The organism is Sphingobacterium sp. MYb388 (assembly GCF_037479535.1).
GTDB lineage: Bacteria > Bacteroidota > Bacteroidia > Sphingobacteriales > Sphingobacteriaceae > Sphingobacterium > Sphingobacterium anhuiense.
On sequence record NZ_JBBGYV010000009.1, the window covers coordinates 225,324 to 242,842 of the forward strand.

A 17,519-nucleotide genomic window follows, 5' to 3' on the forward strand; every position below is an offset into this window, starting at 1 on the left:
TTCAAAGTTCCACGTGAAACGGCGGAATTGATTGTTTAGTTTTTATTATTTATGACACTACGTTTCACGTGAAACGTAGTGTGTTATTTTTACATCAGTTCTGCTAGACTCAACCATCTTTCAGATTTGACGTCTATACTATTTTGTATATCTTCTATTTCTTTTGCTATACTTGATAGTTGTACATGGTCAACCGTAGAATGAAGTGTATCGTTTTTTTCTACCAAGAGTTCTTCCAATTGCTGTATTTCTTTTTCCAGTTTATCGTACTCCAATTGCTCTTTATATGAAAGCTTTTTCTTTTCTTCCTTTACTTCTTCTTTCTTTTGAACAGGAATATCTTTTTTCTGTTTTTGTTCTTTTAGTAAGATATCCTGCTCTGTTTTATAATCGGCATAATTACCATTATAGATATCAATTTTTCCCTCTCCCTCAAATATGAATAATTGCTCTGTCAATTTATCTAGTAGATATCTATCGTGAGAAACTAATATAAGTACGCCATTATAGTTCATTAAGAAATCTTCTAGAACATTTAAGGTGTCAATATCAAGATCGTTTGATGGCTCATCGAGTATTAGGAAGTTCGGGTTTAACATCAGCACGCGCATTAGTTGTAGACGCTTACGCTCACCCCCACTCAACTTGCTTACAAAACCAAATTGTTTTTCAGGAGGAAACAAAAAGTGTGTCAACAATTGTGAAGCAGTGATCACTTCACCATTTGCCATCTTGATATATTCTGCTACATTTTTTACAACATCTAGAACTCGATCTCCTTCACTTACTTCTAAACCACCTTGTTTGTAATATCCATAAACGGTCGTTTCACCTACAGCAATACTACCACTAGTCGGTACTTCATTTTTGGTAATTAAATTTAGAAAAGTAGATTTACCTGTTCCATTCTTACCGGCTAATCCAATACGGTCACCTTTTTTGAAAACATAAGAGAAATCACTGATGATGACTTTATCTCCATAATTTTTAGAGACATTTTCCAATTCTAAAATTTTAGAGCCTTGTCTACTTATTTTAACACTTAACTGAACAGAGTCATTTGCTTTTTGAGCTTTGGATTTATCTTCAAGCTCATAGTAAGCATCTATTCTAGATTTTGATTTTGTACCACGTGCTTGCGGCTGTCTTCTCATCCATTCTAGTTCCCGACGTAATAGATTTCTACTTCTTTCTACCATTACTGCGTCGATCGCTTCGCGATCAGATTTTTTCTCGAGGAAGTATGAATAGTTTCCTTTATAAGTAAACAGCTTTCCCCTATCCAATTCTCTGATCTCTGTACAAATGTTATCTAAAAAATAACGATCATGGGTAACCAGTAATACAGTTTTATTTCCTGTTGTCAAAAGTTTTTCAAGCCATTCTATTGTTTCAATATCCAAATGGTTGGTAGGCTCATCTAGAATGTAAACATCCGGTTCGTCTATTAAAAGTTTTGCTAGAGCTAGTCGCTTACGTTGTCCTCCCGAAAGACTCTTTATATCTTGATGAAAATCGACAATATTAAGTCTATTCAAAATAGTCTTAATATTATACTCATACTCCCATGCATTGAGGGTTGTTATTTTTTCTGTCAGCTCTTCTAATTTATTCTGATCAATTTCTGGCATAGCCAAAAGCTCTTCATAATCTCTAATTAATCGCTGTTCTTCGTTGTCAGTTGAATATATAAAATCGTTAATGGAGGTTAATCCATCATATTTAGGATCTTGATCTAAAAAACCAATCTTGATACCTTTTTCTTTAACAACTTTTCCGGAGGTAGGCTCTAATTTGCCACCTAATATGGAGAGAAGGGTTGATTTTCCTGTTCCGTTGATACCTACTAAGGCTACTCGATCCCCTTTTAGAAGTCCAAAATGTAAATCTTTAAAAAGCCATCTATCATGAAATGAATGACTTACTTGTTCAGTTGCTAATATACTCACGTTAATTTCCTAATTTTTCTTGTTCAATAAATTGCATAATTTATACATAAGAAAAACATAAAATACTGATTATTAGTATTTTGTGTTTTTCTTGTGTTTTTCAATACACCTCTATGTATTAAAAACTATGAATGTCTACCCTCTAGTATAAATAACTTTGATGGTAGTAAATTATATGCAAAAGTTAGCACATTGCTAACGTATTATTTTATTAAGAATAAATGACAGTTGGTCATTTAATAGGAGATTTTAAATGTTGGTCCCTAGCAACAGTATGTCCAAGTTATTCAAGCAGATTTTATCACATGTAAAATCAATCGCGATGAATAAGGAAGATATATGAATTTGATTATTTAGAAAATAATTTCCACTCACAAATGTATCACGCAAAAGTAAGTAATTTTCGCCTTTTATATGTAATCTTTGGAGAAGATCTGGATAAGATGAAATGCAGGTGATAATGATCTAGTTCAATACGTAATTTGCAATCAAGTTAAATCTAGGGATGTCAACTTTGAATGAAGAGTCGTCTATCAATTTGATCATATTAAAGTAACCTTCCATATAGCCCATCTCACTTTTTAAATTGCATCCTGATGTATATTGATGCATTTGACCTGGCTCAATAATGGGCTGTTCTCCGACCACACCGTCACCATATACTTCATTATGATCTCCGATTGAATCGAAAATATCCCAGTAGCGGCTCATGAGCTGAATACTTGAATCACTTAAGTTTTCTATACTTATTAGATAAGCAAACATAAAATGATCTCTTTCTGGATTAGAATATTCAGGTTGAAAAACGCATTCTACTGAAATTTTTATTCCTTCTGTTATTTGAGTTGTCATATATAGTTTTTTTGCTATGCAACTAAGTTACTAATAATGAGTTTAAATACTCAAAAAAATGATAAGGTTTTACATTATATTGAAAAATGCATCTGTTATGAAAGACAATTTAGTAGGTTTGTAAATATGCAAAAAGGTACACTATTTTTGATTCCGGTTCCTCTTAGCGAGGAAGCATCAGCAAAATCTTTCACTTCCTATTTAGTGGAGACAATAAATAGCTTGGATGAATATATTGTAGAGAATGAGAAGACAGCACGTAAGTTTCTTAAACAAGCTGGACTTAATATTCCTCAAAAGGATTTGATCATTTATGATTATGGTAAGCATGCAAGAGATAAAGGAAACATTAAAGATTTTTTCAAGGGCTTACTAGCAGGTAAAAATGTCGGTCTCATGTCCGAAGCTGGTTGCCCAGGTGTTGCTGACCCCGGTGCTGATATTGTGGCTGAAGCACATCGTCAAGGAATTAAGATTGTGCCATTAGTTGGGCCTAGTTCTATTTTATTAGCCTTAATGGCTTCGGGTTTTAGTGGACAAAAATTTGCTTTCCAAGGATATCTACCTATTGATAAAACAGATCGTTCAAGACGTATAAAAGAATTGGAACTACAGGCATCAAAGGAAGATCAGACACAAATTTTTATAGAAACTCCTTTCAGAAATAATCAATTACTGGCCGAATTATTAAAAACATGTAAAGGACAAACTAAACTTTGTGTTGCATGTGATCTCACAGATGATGCTGAATTTATTAAAACATTGACTATTGATCAATGGAAAAAGAGATCCGATGATTTTCATAAAAGACCTGCTATATTTTTGCTTTACTAGTAATGGTCTCCCCTACCCTAGTGTGGTAAGTTCGCATACTGAAATTAAAAACCTCACTGAGGTGTTTTAAACGGGGTGAAATACGGTGAGTAAGTACTTATTTACTCTGTTATTTTATCTGTTGATAACGAATAGTTTTTGAAACGCGTTGTATTAAATGATTCCATGTAGATTGCAATCATTATCTCAGTTGTATACGGCATACTATGCTTTTGAAATACACGTCTGATTATTAATTAGATATATTTTTTATATGAACTTTATTTTTCATAAAACTTGCTAAGTTGCAGGAATACAGTTGGATAATAATCTAATAAATCCCCCACTCTTTCACTATTTGGGAATAGGTTAAAGCTTTTAATATAAATATCATTTTAAGGGTAATTGATCAAAATCGACGAATAAAGAATTTAAAAGAATTGGTATCTTTACTGCATAACGAGAATTAGCACAGATGGATCAAGTAGAATTACAAGAACAGTTATTGAAGGAAATTTCAAAGCCGGAGTTTATCTATACAGTAATTGCAATTTATATTATTCGTATTGTTATTTGGCTGTTTTTAGCCAATACGATGAGAAAGACATTATTATTGGTGTCAGAAGAAAATCAATGTATAAAACCTAATCAGGTATTTGGTATCGCTATTCCTTTATTTAATATTTATTGGAATTTTGAAGTAGCAAGACGTTTACGGGATTCGTTAATTAATGAATTTTTTGATCGTAAAATCGCTGTAGATGAATCTCCGACATTTAAGAAAGGTTCACTATATGGCTGGATATATTTGGCGACAAATATTCCATTACCCCCATTTATATCTGTTGTTGCTATTATTTTTCATTTTGTAACCATGATTAATTATTGGGTTGATATCAAAAATTATAAGCGTATATTAGAGCAACATAATACTTTTAGGGATCAAGAAGAATTAGAGAATAAACATGAAGATTAAGGAAATTACTGCTTATCTGGAAAGGATAGCACCATTAGATCTACAGGAGTCGTATGACAATTGCGGTTTAATCGTGGGAGATCCGGATCAAGAACTTTCAAAAATATTGATTTCTTTAGATTGTACTGAAGAGGTAGTTGATGATGCAATTGCTAAAGGATGTAATTTAATTGTTTCTCATCATCCTATTGTTTTTAAAGGTCTGAAGAAATTTAATGGTAACAATTACGTAGAGCGTACTGTTATAAAAGCAATTCAACATGATATTGCGCTGTATGCTATTCATACGAATCTGGATAATATAACAGGTGGTGTTAATTCAAAGATAGCCTCCCTGTTAAATCTTCAAAATCAGGCTATTTTAGAACCTAAATCTAATCTTTTGTATAAACTTGTGGTCTATGTCCCACGAAGCCATGTCGAATTGGTTAGAGAAGCTCTATTTGATGCTGGCGCAGGTAAAGTTGGGACCAAATACGATCAATGCAGTTTTAATAATGCCGGTTATGGTACATTTAGACCTCATGGCGAAGCACAACCAACTATTGGGGAAATTGGGCTACAAGAAAGAGTGGAAGAGACCAGAATTGAAGTTGTTTATACAAAAGCTATTGAACGTAAAGTTCTTTTGGCTATGTATGAATCACATCCTTATGAAGAAGTTGCTTACGATACGCTTAAACTGGAAAATAAAAATCAAGAAGTCGGAGCTGGAGTTATTGGAAATTTAGAAAGTCCTATGTCTGAACAGGATTTTTTAGCCTATTTAAAAAATAATTTAAACCTGCAGGTTATTAGACATACTGCTCTACAGGGTAAACCTGTGTCAAGGGTTGCCGTATGTGGTGGTGCCGGTGGATTTTTATTAAATACCGCAAAGCGGTCTGGAGCGGATTTTTTTGTTACAGCCGATTATAAATATCATGAATTTTTTGATGCAGAAAATCAAATTGTGATTGCAGATATCGGTCATTATGAAAGCGAACAATTTACGCAAGAATTATTGTTCGATATAATTACAGAAAAATTTCCTAACTTTGCAGTCCTAATAACAGAAGTAGATACAAATCCTATAAAACACTATTGTTGATGGAACAAACCGTAGAACAAAAATTGAAAGCATTATGGTTATTACAGGCCATACATACTAAAGTAGATAAAATTCGCCAAATTAGAGGAGAATTACCTATCGAGGTTGCAGATCTTGAAGATGAAATTGCGGGTTTAGAAACACGTATCGAAAAGATCAGAACAGACTTAGATGAGTTAGAAGATTCGATCGTTAAGCGTAAGAACATGATTAAAGACGCTCAATTGGCTATCAAAAAATATGAAAGTCAACTGAACGAAGTAAAAAATAATCGTGAATATGATGCTATTTCGAAAGAAATTGAAATTCAAGGATTAGAAATCCAAGTTTGTGAAAAAAGAATTAAAGAATTCGAATTCGAAATTCGCAATAAAACAGAAAACTACGATACGACAGTATCTAATTTAGAGTATAGTAAAGGTGAGTTAGAAGGTAAAAAGAAAGAATTGGAAACAATTACTTCTGAAACTCAAAAAGATGAAGATGATTTGTTGGCTAAAGCTGAAAAAGCGGAAGCTAACATTGATGAACGCTTAAATAAAGTTTATTACCGTTTACGTAATTCATTCAAGAATGGTCTTGCAGTTGTTTCAATTGACCGTGATAGCTGTTCAGGATGTCATAATAAAATTCCTGCACAACTACAATCTGAGATTCGTCAACGTAAGAAAATTATTATCTGTGAACACTGTGGACGTGTTTTAGTAGACGAAGGTGTTGTTTTAGAAATAGAACAAGACTACGGTTTCTAAAAAACAGCCTTATATTGATATTTAAGCCCCAATTTTTTAATTGGGGCTTTTTTATTGCAACTTAATTGATATACATAATTTATTGATAAATTATTGGTTATTTTTACAGCACAATAAAAACCCTATTTTATCTTTAAATATATGTTAAAACCTAAACTTCGATTTTTAGGATTAGTAATGGCTTTATCGGGTGCTTTTTCAGTAGAAGCACAAGAAACTTTGTTATTGAGAAGTCCTAGTATTAGCGCCGAAAATATTGCTTTCGTATATGGAGGTGATATTTGGATTTCGGATAAATCTGGAGCAAATCCAAGAAGATTAACGACAAATCCTGGTGTTGAACAAAGCCCCATCTTCTCACCGGATGGAAAACAGATTGCTTTTACGGGTAATTATGATGGTAATACAGACGTTTATGTCATGCCGATTGAAGGTGGTGAACCTAAACGTATTACTTTTCATCCCGCATCTGATGTGCTGCGAGGCTGGCTAAATAATAATGAAGTATATTATACCACAACCCGCGAATACAATTATGCATTAAGTCCACGTTTATATTCTTCATCTGTTACTGGATTGACATTGGACAAATCGCTTCCTATGCCAGAGGCTTATCAGGGTAGCCCTTCTAAAGATGGACGCTATTGGGCTTATATAAAAAATACAGATCCTACGGAACGTGACCGTGTTGCTTTTAAGCGCTATAGAGGCGGTGGTATGCCATCCATTTGGATTTTCGACACAAAGAGTAATCAAATCGAAATAATCCCTGGAGAGCGCTGCAATGACGTTAAGCCGGTATGGTTGGATAATAAGGTTTACTTCCTTTCAGATAGAGATAAAATTGTCAATATTTTCTCGTACGATGTCAAATCAAAAAAAATCGATAAAATTACCAATTTTACTGACTATGACGTCAGAACATTGACGGGCAACGGATCGGAATTGACCTTTGAACAAGAAGGAAGAGTACACATTTACAATATCAATTCAAAGTCTTCTACAGCATTAAAAATTAATGTGAGTAATGATGCGTTGTATAAAAGACCACATTATGATAATATGCGTGATGATATTCGCACTTTGAACATTTCCCCTACCGGGCAACGTGCTCTTATAGAAGCGAGAGGAGAAATATTCTCTGTACCTAAAGAAAAAGGCGAAGCGCGCAATATTTCAAATTCTCCAGGCGCACATGACCGCTTTCCAAGCTGGTCTCCGAACGGGAAATGGATTTCCTATATTTCGAGTGAAAAAGGGAAATATGTACTTCAATTACGCGATCAATTTGGAAAAGATGAACCTCTAATGTATACTTTAGGTGAATCTAATTTTTATTTTGAACCTACCTGGTCTCCTGATTCTAAGAAATTGTTTTATAACGATTCTCACTTGAATTTATTTTACATTGATATCGATAGTAAAAAGATAGTCAAGGTAGATTCGGATACAGAAAGTGCTCAGACTGGACGTGTTTTTAATCATTTCCAACCAAGTTGGTCACCTGATTCGAAGTGGATTTCTTACATTAAAACACTTCCAAATTCCGTTTCGGCAGTATTTTTATATCATCTTGACAGTAAAAAAAGCACACAGATTACCGATGGTATGAGTGCGGTTCGATCGACTTCATTTAGTCGAGATGGTAAGTATCTTTTTTTCACAGCAAGTACAAATGTAGGACTAACAAATTCTGGACTGCATATGTCAGCAACAGAGCGTCGTGCTAATTATGAAGCATATGCATTCATTTTATCCAGTAAAACACCTTCTATTTTCAAAAATGAAAGTGATGAAGAAACGATAAAAGAAGAGAAAGAGGAGTCGGAAAAGCCTAAAGAAACAGCAAAGGCTAATAAAAAGAAAAAAGACGAGAAGAAAGAAGAACCAAACAAAGAACCTTCAAAACCTGCGGTACAGCCTACAGAAATAGATTTTGATCATATCAATAATCGAATTGTTGCGCTTCCATTAGGTGATGGTATTTATGGTATCAATGGATCTGTCGTCAATCAATTGACATATGTCAAGAATGGGACACTCTATGCTTATGATTTTACAGATTTCAAAGAAAAAGATCTTGTCGCAGGTATCCGCTCATATGCTATCAGTGCCGACGGTAAGAAAATGATTATTCAGACCAGTGCAGGTATTAATATTGTAACAGCAGGTCAAAAAGTGGCAAGTCCTACAACTGGTGTATTGAAATTGGATAATATCAAACAATTAGTTGATCCTGTTGCTGAGTGGAAACAAATATTCGATGAAGTATGGGCAATGCAGAAAGATTATTTCTACGTTGAAAATATGCATGGAGCAGATTGGAATGCTGTAAAAACGAAATATGAGAAGTTCTTGCCTTATGTAAGTCACCGTTCTGATTTAGGTTATTTATTGAACGAAATGATGGGCGAAATGGTTGTTGGACATAATTATATTTATCCAGGTGATCAACCTAGTGGTCCTTCGGTTAGTGTGGGTGTTTTAGGAGCTGATTATTCTATTGATAAAGGTTTTTATAAGCTTGATAAGATTTTTACACGCTTAGATTGGAATCCATCATTTAAAGCGCCTTTGTCTGAACCGGGATTAAATATCAAATCGGGAATGTACTTAGTAGCAGTAAATGGTACAGCAGTTACTGCCGATATGGACTTGTACAGTTTATTTGATAATACTGTTGGTAAACAGGTAAGTATTAAAGTCAATACAAAACCTAGTTTAGTTGGAGCTAAAGAATATGTGGTTAAACCAATATCATTTTCTGATGAGATGAGTTTAAGAAGCACCGAGTGGATGGAGCGGAACAGAAAACGTGTGGAAGAATTAAGCAAGGGTCAGATCGCGTATATTTATATGCCTAATACAGGTGGAGAAGGATACACTGCTTTCAATCGCTATTATTTCTCTCAGATGGATAAAAAAGCGGTATTAATTGATGAGCGTAATAATGGTGGCGGTTGGGTGGCCGATTACGTTATCGATTTATTATCCCGTGATTTAATCGCTGGATGGGGAATACGTGACGGAAAGGGATTCAATACGCCAGGTAATGGAATTTATGGGCCAAAAGCAATGATTATTAATGAAAATGCGGGTTCCGGAGGAGATATGATGCCTTATATGTTCCGCCACAAAGGATTAGGAAAATTGGTAGGCCGTACCACTATGGGTATTTTAGTTGGTATCAGCGGTTATCCTCCTTTATTGGATGGAGGAAGAATCACTTCACCAAACTTTGGTGTATACGATTTGAAAGGCAATTATATCATCGAAAATGAAGGTGTTGCTCCAGATATTTTCGTCGAGCAAACACCTAAGGATTTGATAGAAGGTCGTGATCCACAATTGGAAAAAACGGTTCAGATCTTGTTGGAAGAAATGAAAAATTATCCCTACAAGAACATGAAAAAACCGGCTGATCCAATTCGGGTTAATTAATTGAAAAATATGGAAATCCCGTTTCATTTTAAATGAAACGGGATTTTTTTGGTTTACAGGTTTCTATATCCAGATAGACGTTGTTCTAGATGCAGCATGATAGCTTAAAGTAGATCTTTTAGAAGATTTTGAGGTAATAAATTTTAATTGTAATATATTTATGAAATAAATTAAAAGTACTACATGGAAGAATTAGTGACAAAGATAAATCCCGGAAAATCTTTATTTAGATTATTGCTTTACATGATCGTTTTGGGTGTAAGTATTCAATTGGTATTGATGGGATTATCACTATTGGTTATGAAGATTTTGTCTCCCGAGAGCCCGTTCAGTTTATCTTTTTTTCAAGAAAATACAGTGGCACTCAAAGGGATGTTGTTGATCAGTAGTGTTACAACATTTATTTTACCAGCTTGGATCTTATATCGTAGCGAATCAGGCATTCATCCCTATTTTGAAAGAATAAATAAGGTTTCATCATTACAATATCTTTTTGTCTTTGCGGCCATGCTATGTTTCATTCCTATGATGTCATTGCTTGCGTATTGGAATGAATCTATGCAATTGCCCGATAGTCTTCGAGGTGTACAGCAGTGGATGCGTGCTAGTGAAGATAGTGCCGCTGTAATGACTAAACAAATTGTAGAGGAGTCAACTTGGGGCGGTTTATTGATCAATCTGATCATTTTAGCAGTGGTGCCAGCCGTAGGTGAAGAAATGGTTTTTAGAGGCTGTCTACAAAACATTTTTGGTCGTTGGATATGGAATAAGCACGTGGTCATTTGGTTAGTAGCAATAATCTTTAGTGCATTTCATATGCAGTTCTTTGGATTTATTCCTAGAATGCTTCTTGGTGCCTTTTTTGGATATCTCTATGTTTGGAGTAGAAACATATATTTGCCTATTTTTGGCCATTTTATTAATAATGCAAGTGCCACCATTACAGCGTTTTATTATACAAGAAAAGGGATACCTTTCGAAGAAATGAATAACTTTGAACAAGAACCAATTTGGGTTTACCTTGCAAGCTTAATATTTACTGTTATTTTTGTAGTATTATATTATCGTTCAACTAAAAAAATCCCATATGGAGCAAGGCTGGAAGAAGATTAAAGTTTATACTAATGCAATAGAAGCTGAGATCGTTAAACAAATGTTAGAAGAAAGCGGGATACCTGCTATTGTATTAAATAAGCAGGACTCATCATACCTTGTATTTGGTAAGATTGAGCTTTATGTGAATCAACAAGATGAGCAACAGGCATTAGTTTTAATCGAATCTACGACAGAAAGCGAAGATTAGTATGAAAACTAGAGCTATTACAGGATTTTTCTTTATCATCGTCATGGTTGGGGCTATGCTGCTGGGCGACGCAGTTTTCCTTGGATTTTTTTCTTTATTAAGCGCCTGGTGTCTGTATGAGTTTTATGGTATTGTTAGCTCAGAAGATCGTAGACCAAGTAAAGCTTTAGGTATATTGACTACAGTTGTTTTATTTAGTACAACAGCGTTATATAGTTTAGGCATTTTTGAGGCGAAGTATATTTTGTTATGCATCCCTTTTCTTTTAGCGATCTATATACAAGCTCTTTATCAAAAGCGTGATTTCCCCTTTAATGATATCGGCTTTACCATTTTAGGTATTCTGTATGTTGGATTTCCTTTTTATTGTTTTACAAGATTAGGCTATATAGGTGGCTCATTTAATCATTTTTTACCTTTGGGTTTTATGATTTTACTTTGGACGAGTGATACAGGGGCTTATTTAGCTGGGAGATCCTTGGGAAAACATAAACTTTTTGAGCGAATTTCTCCAAAGAAAACCTGGGAAGGTTTTATTGGTGGTATTGTATTGGCAGTTCTTGTATCTTTATGTTTAGCACATTATTTTGAAACAATACCGCAATGGCAATGGATTATTGTAGCAATGATAATTGCTGTATTTGGTACATTGGGTGATTTGGTAGAATCGATGCTTAAAAGAAGCTTAAATGTGAAAGATTCTGGACATATATTACCTGGACACGGAGGTTTATTAGATCGATTCGACGGTTTATTAATCGCTGGACCTTTGGTATATTTATTTTTGTTTTTAGTAAATTAAGATCATATTTATGGGACATATTAATCAAAATACGTTTAAATTTTTAAAAGATTTACAAAATAACAATACCCGTGAATGGTTTGCAGAAGAGATAGAACGTTATGAAGCGGCTTTAGCTGATGTTCGTTTGTTTGTGGCTGATTTGATTAATAGCCTGTCTCAATTTGATCCTCATATTACGACCGATATTCAGGCTAATAAATGTTTGTTTCGTATCTATCGTGATACGCGTTTTTCAAAAGACAAAACACCCTATAAAAATTGGTTCGGTGCAGGTATTTCCAAAGATGGCCGTAAATTGGACGGACCAGAATATTATATCCACATCTCTCCAGATAATTCATTTATTGCCTGTGGTTACTGGAGACCAGAAAAAAAACATTTAGATGCTATTCGTCAGGAAATAGATTATAACGAAGAGAAATTTAATGCAATTATAGCAGATTTACAGAAAAAAAGTGGTCTTACTTTAGAAGAAGAAGACAAACTAAAACGCCCCCCTGCTGGTTATGAGGCAACACATCCTTCAATTGAATTTTTAAAATTAAAGAGCTTTGTTGCACACAAAAGCTTATCCAATAGCGCTCTGACTGATAAAAATGCTTTGAATAATATCATTGCATTATATAAAACAATGCTTCCTTTGAAGCAGTATCTACACGAAGCTATTGATAATGATTAGTTGTTATTGAGGTAAGCTAATTTTACCCATACAGACTGCAGGAGAATCTTTTATTTGACTTACATTGTCTCGGTCGCCAACCAATGTTTCATTAGCCAGTAGGGCAAATAACACAGCTTCTTTAGCGTCGGGATCAATGCCTAGTATTCCAAATGAGGAGACTTTATGATGAGGCAATCCTGCTTTGATTTTAGCGACCAATAGCGGATTGTGTAAACCTCCCCCACTGATGTAGATATGTACATTGCTTAATGTTTTTGATAGCTTATGGATTGCGTCAATGATGCATGTTGCAGTAAATTGATTTAAAGTGGCCATGATATCTTCAGGAATCATATAAAGATTATTGGATGCTATCTGACATTTTTTTAGATAATCCAAATTAAAGAGCTCCGGACCAGTTGTTTTAGGGAATTCATCTTGTAGAAATGGTTCTTTTAAAAGCTCATTTAAAAGTCCCTCATTGATAGTTCCTTGTGTAGCGATGTTTGCATCCTTATCCATCTCTATATCAAATTTTTCTTTTGCAAACTGATTCATAATGGTATTTCCGGGGCCAATATCTGTTGCAAAAGCTTTCAAATCACTTTCTTGGCTAGGTATAAATGTATAATTAGCAATGCCACCGATATTCAATAAAAATCGATTTTCTTTCCTATCCGAAAACAGTAAGTAATCGCCGTAGGCCGCCAGAGGTGCACCTTCACCACCTGCAGCGATGTGTTTTTGTCTAAAATCTGATAGTGTAATAATACCAGTTTTTACAGCAATATGATCGCCATCCCCGATTTGAAGAGTGCTGTTGGGCATTAATTGATCATCTGTAAGGCTTTGTGGAGCGTGGTATACTGTCTGCCCATGGCTAGCAATACAATCAATTTCTGAATGTGGAATCCCCCATTTTTCAAGAGCCTGATTAATCAGTGCTGCATGTACATTTCCGACGTAAGCATGAAGTCCGCAGAGCAGCTGTTGATCAATTGTACGCTTTGCAAAAACACCTCTTACGTATTTTCTAAACTCATCCTGATAGTCCATTGTAATAAAATTATCCACGCTAATTTGTGTAGACTTACCACTATTACTTATTCTACAAAGTGCAATATCAAGACCATCCAATGAAGTCCCTGACATAAGTCCTATTATAAAACGACTATCTTTTTTTGCGATTTTGTAAAGCTTTTCAATCATTGAGTTCATACCTTAAAAGTAGGAACAAAATATGATAGAGTACACAAGATTTTTGTGATATAAATATATTTTGTAACTTCATGGCGTAATTAAATAGAAGATTAAAAAAAAGTAAAATGAATTTTCCAGCAGAATTAAAATACACTAAAGATCACGAATGGATTCGTGTTGAAGGTGATGAGGCCGTTATTGGTATTACTGATTTCGCACAACGTGAGTTAGGTGATATCGTATTTGTAGACATCAACACAATTGGTGAAGAAGTGGCTGCAAACGAAATCTTTGGAACAATCGAGGCAGTAAAAACGGTTTCTGATTTATTCATTCCTGTTACAGCAACAGTGTTAGCTGTTAACGAGGCAATCGATGCATCACCAGAATTAGTAAACTCAGATCCTTATGGAGAGGGTTGGATTATTCGTATCAAATTAAATGATGTAGCTGACGTTGATGCTTTATTAACTGCTGATCAATATAAAGAAGAAATTAACGCGTAATTTTAACATTTACGTTCAATAAAACCACAAAAGAGCTGTCATTGACAGCTCTTTTGTGGTTTATAGGATTTCTATTTTGCTGGTGACTTCAACCTCTTCATTTTTTACTTTTGTTTCGAGCGTAAGCGCTTTTAAATAATGAGTTTTAGGATTTAATAGGTATTGGCCAGTGATTGATCCGACAGTTTGGCCTTCTGCCGTTATACTTCCTTCTGAAGTAATCGATATACCCTCTGCTGAGATACTTTTTAGGGTGTATGTTTGTTCTATTGGGCCTAGAGACTTATTATTTGCTGTTGCTTTCCATTGTTCTCCAACTTTTAATTCTCTATTTGGGTATTCAAACGCTGCTTCTTTGAGCATATTGGCATCAAACAGATCATTATCATCAGGTAAATCTTCGACATCTTTTATTTTTCCATTTAAACCCATCACAGCCACGATAGGGGTCTCCAGCAAAGTTTTAACTTTTTCATGGATCTGTTTGGAAAGTTCATTGGCTTCCGGATTCTTGGAATCATAGTTGACGGTCATCATTCCTGCATCCATTGCCATGATCATTGCTGTATATTTCGTTGCATAGGTCAATGTACTGTCTGTAGCATTGGTGTTTGTTGTCTCGCACAACATGGTTGCATCGATCATAGTACTTTGAGCACCAGCATTGACATCTATAGTCATGTGCATTTTTTGTGAAAAGGGATTATTAAGATCGGGTTTCAGCTTTAATAAAACTTTGTCTTGAGCAATTAATGTCGTAATAATAAAGAACGACAAAAAAGCGAGCGATAGGGTCTTGATCATTTAAGATTAGTTAGTAAAATATCCCCTAAATTAAAAAAGACCTTTGGTATTACCAAAGGTCTTTTTTGATTTAAGCAATTAGATGCTTTTATTTTTTGATGTAAGCAACTTCTTTTACAGCTTTTACAACTTTAGCAACACTTGGAAGAGCTGCTTCAATTAATGTAGCTGCATATGGAAGAGGAACATCTGCTGCTGTAATACGAACGATTGGAGCATCTAAATAATCAAATGCATTACGTTGTACAGAATATGTTATTTCAGATGAAATAGACGCTAATGGCCAAGCTTCTTCCACAATTACCAAACGGTTTGTTTTCTTAACAGACTCGATAATAGTTGGGTAATCTATTGGACGAACAGAACGTAAGTCAATTACTTCCACATTGATACCTTCTTTTGTCAATTCTTCAACAGCAGGTAATACAACACGTGGAACCATTTTACCGAAAGATACGATGGTTACATCAGTACCTTCTTTAACAACATTTGCTTTACCTATTGGTAAGTAATATTCTTCTTCAGGCACGTGACCTTTATCACCATACATAACCTCAGATTCCATAAAAATAACTGGATCTGGATCAATCATAGCAGATTTTAATAAACCTTTCGCATCATAAGGATTTGAAGGAACAACAACTTTTAATCCTGGAGTATTTGCATACCAGTTCTCAAAATTTTGAGAGTGCTGTGCTCCCAATTGCCCTGCATTACCAGTTGGACCACGGAATACTATTGGAATAGAGAATTGACCTCCACTCATGGAACGAATCTTTGCAGCAGCATTGATAATTTGGTCAATCGCAACTAAAGAAAAGTTGAAAGTCATGAATTCAACGATTGGTTTTAAACCGTTCATCGCAGCACCGACTGCTATACCTGCAAAACCTAATTCTGCAATAGGTGTATCTATCACGCGTTTAGCTCCGAATTCATCCAGCATACCTTGGCTCACTTTATAAGCACCATTGTATTCTGCAACTTCTTCTCCTAATAAAAATATTGTTTCGTCTTTACGCATTTCCTCGTTCATCGCTTCACGAAGTGCTTCTCTGAATTGTATCTCTCTCATCAGTTGTAAAATAGTGTCAAATTTTAGATTACAAATCTACTATTTATTATTGATATTTTGAAGGTTATTCATCGCTAAATATCTGCTTTTATGTCATTTTTTAATAACAGGATGGCGAAAACAGTAATAAAATTCAAAAATTAAACTTTATCTATTTTACACAAAATTTCGAAAAGAACCGCATTGCTATTGTGGATAGCGAGCGGTACGTTCCACGTGGCACGATTTCGCTTCTCTACATAATTAGATATTCCACGGATCTGTATGGTTTGAATTTTTGCTTCAGATGCAACTAAAAAAACAGATCCTCCTTCCATGGATTCAATCAGAGCATTGGGTATTTGTATCAGTAATTTCGAAATTTCTAATTCATTTCCATGCACCTTATTAACTGTTACACCTAGCCCTGTTGGTAATGCATGCACCAGTTCCTTAGTTGTCTTATTTTGTGTGGCCACATAATGAGCGTTACCAAATCCAAGTTCATCAATCGGAATGAATCTCTCATCATCTTCTGCTCCTAATTCTGAGAAGATCTCGCGATCGATTGAAACGACCGCCCCTATTGGTAATGATCGATTAAAGCAGCCACCAATACCGATATTAATGATAAGATCATATTGATTATTTGCAAGATGTTTTCCAAGCCGATAAGCTGTTTGTACCATACCTACTTCCGTTATTAAATAGTCGGTATTCGGATATGCAGCAATACGATCAAGGAAGGGTTGAATTTCGAATCGAGTTGCTGCTACTATAAGTGTTTTCATGTGGGATAACCTTTGTACAATATTAATCAATATTTACGCAAATGTGATGGTAATCATTTCGTTGAAAGCGATATTTTGGTTGCAAACACGTATCTTTGTGGTATTATGGTATATATCACTCGTCGTGAGCGCTTTTGCGCTGCACATAAGCTTTACCGCGAAGATTGGAGTATTGAGAAAAACGAAAATGTTTTCGGAAACTGTTCAAATGTTAATTGGCATGGTCATAATTATGATTTGTTTGTGACGGTCAAAGGTGACGTAAATCCAACAACAGGTTTTCTGATTGACTTAAAATTGATGAAAACCATTATTTTGGAAAATATCGTAAATAAAGTCGATCACAAAAATATTAACCTTGATGTTGATTTTATGAAAGATAAGATGGCTTCTACAGAAAATATAGCAATTGCTATATTTGAGGTATTGAAACCATTATTTGAAGAACAAAAAGTGCAGTTGCACAGCATTCGCCTTCATGAAACAGAAAATAATTACGTCGAATATTTTGGCGACTAATCT

Annotated in this window: 17 protein-coding genes; 11 read left to right on the top strand and 6 right to left on the bottom strand. The window is 34.7% G+C overall.

Annotated elements, in window-relative coordinates; all coding sequences use genetic code 11:
* Window positions 1-89: 89 nt before the first annotated feature.
* Together WH188_RS22685 and apaG are read right to left on the bottom strand one after the other, a co-directional pair.
* A complete protein-coding gene (locus tag WH188_RS22685; protein WP_168127992.1) occupies window positions 90-1,949 on the bottom strand; it encodes an ABC-F family ATP-binding cassette domain-containing protein in 1,860 nt (619 codons plus the stop codon).
* Between the two features lie 465 nt (window positions 1,950-2,414).
* Window positions 2,415-2,801 carry a Co2+/Mg2+ efflux protein ApaG gene (gene apaG, locus WH188_RS22690; protein WP_168127993.1) on the bottom strand — a complete coding sequence of 129 codons (387 nt, stop codon included), beginning with the start codon at window positions 2,799-2,801 and terminating at the stop codon, window positions 2,415-2,417.
* Between the two features lie 126 nt (window positions 2,802-2,927).
* Here apaG and WH188_RS22695 point away from each other — a divergent pair, with 126 nt between their 5' ends.
* From WH188_RS22695 to WH188_RS22735, 9 genes are all read left to right on the top strand, one after another.
* Entirely contained in the window at window positions 2,928-3,635 is a 708-nt protein-coding gene (locus tag WH188_RS22695) for an SAM-dependent methyltransferase (protein WP_168127994.1), read from the top strand.
* 454 nt (window positions 3,636-4,089) lie between these two features.
* Window positions 4,090-4,590: a hypothetical protein gene (locus tag WH188_RS22700; RefSeq protein ID WP_021189291.1), complete on the top strand. Its 501-nt coding sequence runs from the start codon at window positions 4,090-4,092 to the stop codon at window positions 4,588-4,590.
* Window positions 4,580-5,680 carry a Nif3-like dinuclear metal center hexameric protein gene (locus tag WH188_RS22705; RefSeq protein ID WP_168127995.1) on the top strand — a complete coding sequence of 367 codons (1,101 nt, stop codon included), beginning with the start codon at window positions 4,580-4,582 and terminating at the stop codon, window positions 5,678-5,680. Before WH188_RS22700 ends, WH188_RS22705 begins: the two co-directional genes overlap by 11 nt.
* Window positions 5,680-6,432 (top strand): zinc ribbon domain-containing protein, encoded by a 753-nt coding sequence (locus WH188_RS22710; protein ID WP_021189289.1) that lies wholly within the window; start codon window positions 5,680-5,682, stop codon window positions 6,430-6,432. The genes WH188_RS22705 and WH188_RS22710 overlap by 1 nt, the downstream gene beginning before the upstream one ends.
* 141 nt (window positions 6,433-6,573) lie before the next feature.
* Window positions 6,574-9,873: a S41 family peptidase gene (locus WH188_RS22715; RefSeq protein ID WP_339424683.1), complete on the top strand. Its 3,300-nt coding sequence runs from the start codon at window positions 6,574-6,576 to the stop codon at window positions 9,871-9,873.
* A gap of 183 nt (window positions 9,874-10,056) precedes the next feature.
* Window positions 10,057-10,986 carry a CPBP family intramembrane glutamic endopeptidase gene (locus WH188_RS22720; RefSeq protein WP_132844973.1) on the top strand — a complete coding sequence of 310 codons (930 nt, stop codon included), beginning with the start codon at window positions 10,057-10,059 and terminating at the stop codon, window positions 10,984-10,986.
* A complete protein-coding gene (locus WH188_RS22725) occupies window positions 10,961-11,176 on the top strand; it encodes a putative signal transducing protein (RefSeq protein WP_021189284.1) in 216 nt (71 codons plus the stop codon). The genes WH188_RS22720 and WH188_RS22725 overlap by 26 nt, the downstream gene beginning before the upstream one ends.
* A 1-nt stretch (window position 11,177) precedes the next feature.
* On the top strand, window positions 11,178-11,978 hold the full coding sequence (locus WH188_RS22730; RefSeq protein ID WP_132771758.1) for a phosphatidate cytidylyltransferase: 801 nt from the start codon (window positions 11,178-11,180) through the stop codon (window positions 11,976-11,978).
* Between the two features lie 10 nt (window positions 11,979-11,988).
* On the top strand, window positions 11,989-12,660 hold the full coding sequence (locus tag WH188_RS22735; protein WP_339424684.1) for a DUF2461 domain-containing protein: 672 nt from the start codon (window positions 11,989-11,991) through the stop codon (window positions 12,658-12,660).
* Between the two features lie 3 nt (window positions 12,661-12,663).
* Here WH188_RS22735 and WH188_RS22740 read toward each other — a convergent pair whose 3' ends face one another.
* The gene (locus WH188_RS22740; protein ID WP_317166849.1) at window positions 12,664-13,851 is read right to left on the bottom strand and encodes an anhydro-N-acetylmuramic acid kinase; all 1,188 of its coding nucleotides are present in this window, start codon (window positions 13,849-13,851) and stop codon (window positions 12,664-12,666) included.
* Between the two features lie 116 nt (window positions 13,852-13,967).
* Here WH188_RS22740 and gcvH point away from each other — a divergent pair, with 116 nt between their 5' ends.
* Window positions 13,968-14,348: a glycine cleavage system protein GcvH gene (gene gcvH, locus WH188_RS22745; RefSeq protein ID WP_021189281.1), complete on the top strand. Its 381-nt coding sequence runs from the start codon at window positions 13,968-13,970 to the stop codon at window positions 14,346-14,348.
* A gap of 60 nt (window positions 14,349-14,408) precedes the next feature.
* Here gcvH and WH188_RS22750 read toward each other — a convergent pair whose 3' ends face one another.
* The 3 genes from WH188_RS22750 to mqnB all read right to left on the bottom strand — a co-directional run bounded on the left by WH188_RS22750 (window position 14,409) and on the right by mqnB (window position 16,997).
* Window positions 14,409-15,152: a DUF6263 family protein gene (locus WH188_RS22750; protein ID WP_132771761.1), complete on the bottom strand. Its 744-nt coding sequence runs from the start codon at window positions 15,150-15,152 to the stop codon at window positions 14,409-14,411.
* Window positions 15,153-15,240: 88 nt separating this feature from the next.
* Window positions 15,241-16,227, bottom strand: a complete 987-nt coding sequence (locus tag WH188_RS22755; RefSeq protein ID WP_021189278.1) for a pyruvate dehydrogenase complex E1 component subunit beta — start codon at window positions 16,225-16,227, stop codon at window positions 15,241-15,243.
* A gap of 140 nt (window positions 16,228-16,367) precedes the next feature.
* Window positions 16,368-16,997, bottom strand: coding sequence for a futalosine hydrolase (gene mqnB / locus WH188_RS22760; protein ID WP_132771762.1), 630 nt, complete (start codon window positions 16,995-16,997; stop codon window positions 16,368-16,370).
* 105 nt (window positions 16,998-17,102) lie between these two features.
* On the opposite strand from mqnB, the gene WH188_RS22765 reads away from it, so the two are divergent.
* Window positions 17,103-17,516 carry a 6-pyruvoyl trahydropterin synthase family protein gene (locus tag WH188_RS22765; protein ID WP_031287841.1) on the top strand — a complete coding sequence of 138 codons (414 nt, stop codon included), beginning with the start codon at window positions 17,103-17,105 and terminating at the stop codon, window positions 17,514-17,516.
* Window positions 17,517-17,519: the final 3 nt, after the last annotated feature.

Coding starts and splice junctions, on each gene's coding strand:
- apaG (WP_168127993.1), bottom strand. CDS start 2,801: ATGACAACTCAAATAACAGAAGGAATAAAAATTTCAGTAGAATGCGTT.
- WH188_RS22695 (WP_168127994.1), top strand. CDS start 2,928: ATGCAAAAAGGTACACTATTTTTGATTCCGGTTCCTCTTAGCGAGGAA.
- WH188_RS22700 (WP_021189291.1), top strand. CDS start 4,090: ATGGATCAAGTAGAATTACAAGAACAGTTATTGAAGGAAATTTCAAAG.
- WH188_RS22705 (WP_168127995.1), top strand. CDS start 4,580: ATGAAGATTAAGGAAATTACTGCTTATCTGGAAAGGATAGCACCATTA.
- WH188_RS22710 (WP_021189289.1), top strand. CDS start 5,680: ATGGAACAAACCGTAGAACAAAAATTGAAAGCATTATGGTTATTACAG.
- WH188_RS22715 (WP_339424683.1), top strand. CDS start 6,574: ATGTTAAAACCTAAACTTCGATTTTTAGGATTAGTAATGGCTTTATCG.
- WH188_RS22720 (WP_132844973.1), top strand. CDS start 10,057: ATGGAAGAATTAGTGACAAAGATAAATCCCGGAAAATCTTTATTTAGA.
- WH188_RS22725 (WP_021189284.1), top strand. CDS start 10,961: ATGGAGCAAGGCTGGAAGAAGATTAAAGTTTATACTAATGCAATAGAA.
- WH188_RS22730 (WP_132771758.1), top strand. CDS start 11,178: ATGAAAACTAGAGCTATTACAGGATTTTTCTTTATCATCGTCATGGTT.
- WH188_RS22735 (WP_339424684.1), top strand. CDS start 11,989: ATGGGACATATTAATCAAAATACGTTTAAATTTTTAAAAGATTTACAA.
- WH188_RS22740 (WP_317166849.1), bottom strand. CDS start 13,851: ATGATTGAAAAGCTTTACAAAATCGCAAAAAAAGATAGTCGTTTTATA.
- gcvH (WP_021189281.1), top strand. CDS start 13,968: ATGAATTTTCCAGCAGAATTAAAATACACTAAAGATCACGAATGGATT.
- WH188_RS22750 (WP_132771761.1), bottom strand. CDS start 15,152: ATGATCAAGACCCTATCGCTCGCTTTTTTGTCGTTCTTTATTATTACG.
- WH188_RS22755 (WP_021189278.1), bottom strand. CDS start 16,227: ATGAGAGAGATACAATTCAGAGAAGCACTTCGTGAAGCGATGAACGAG.
- mqnB (WP_132771762.1), bottom strand. CDS start 16,997: ATGAAAACACTTATAGTAGCAGCAACTCGATTCGAAATTCAACCCTTC.
- WH188_RS22765 (WP_031287841.1), top strand. CDS start 17,103: ATGGTATATATCACTCGTCGTGAGCGCTTTTGCGCTGCACATAAGCTT.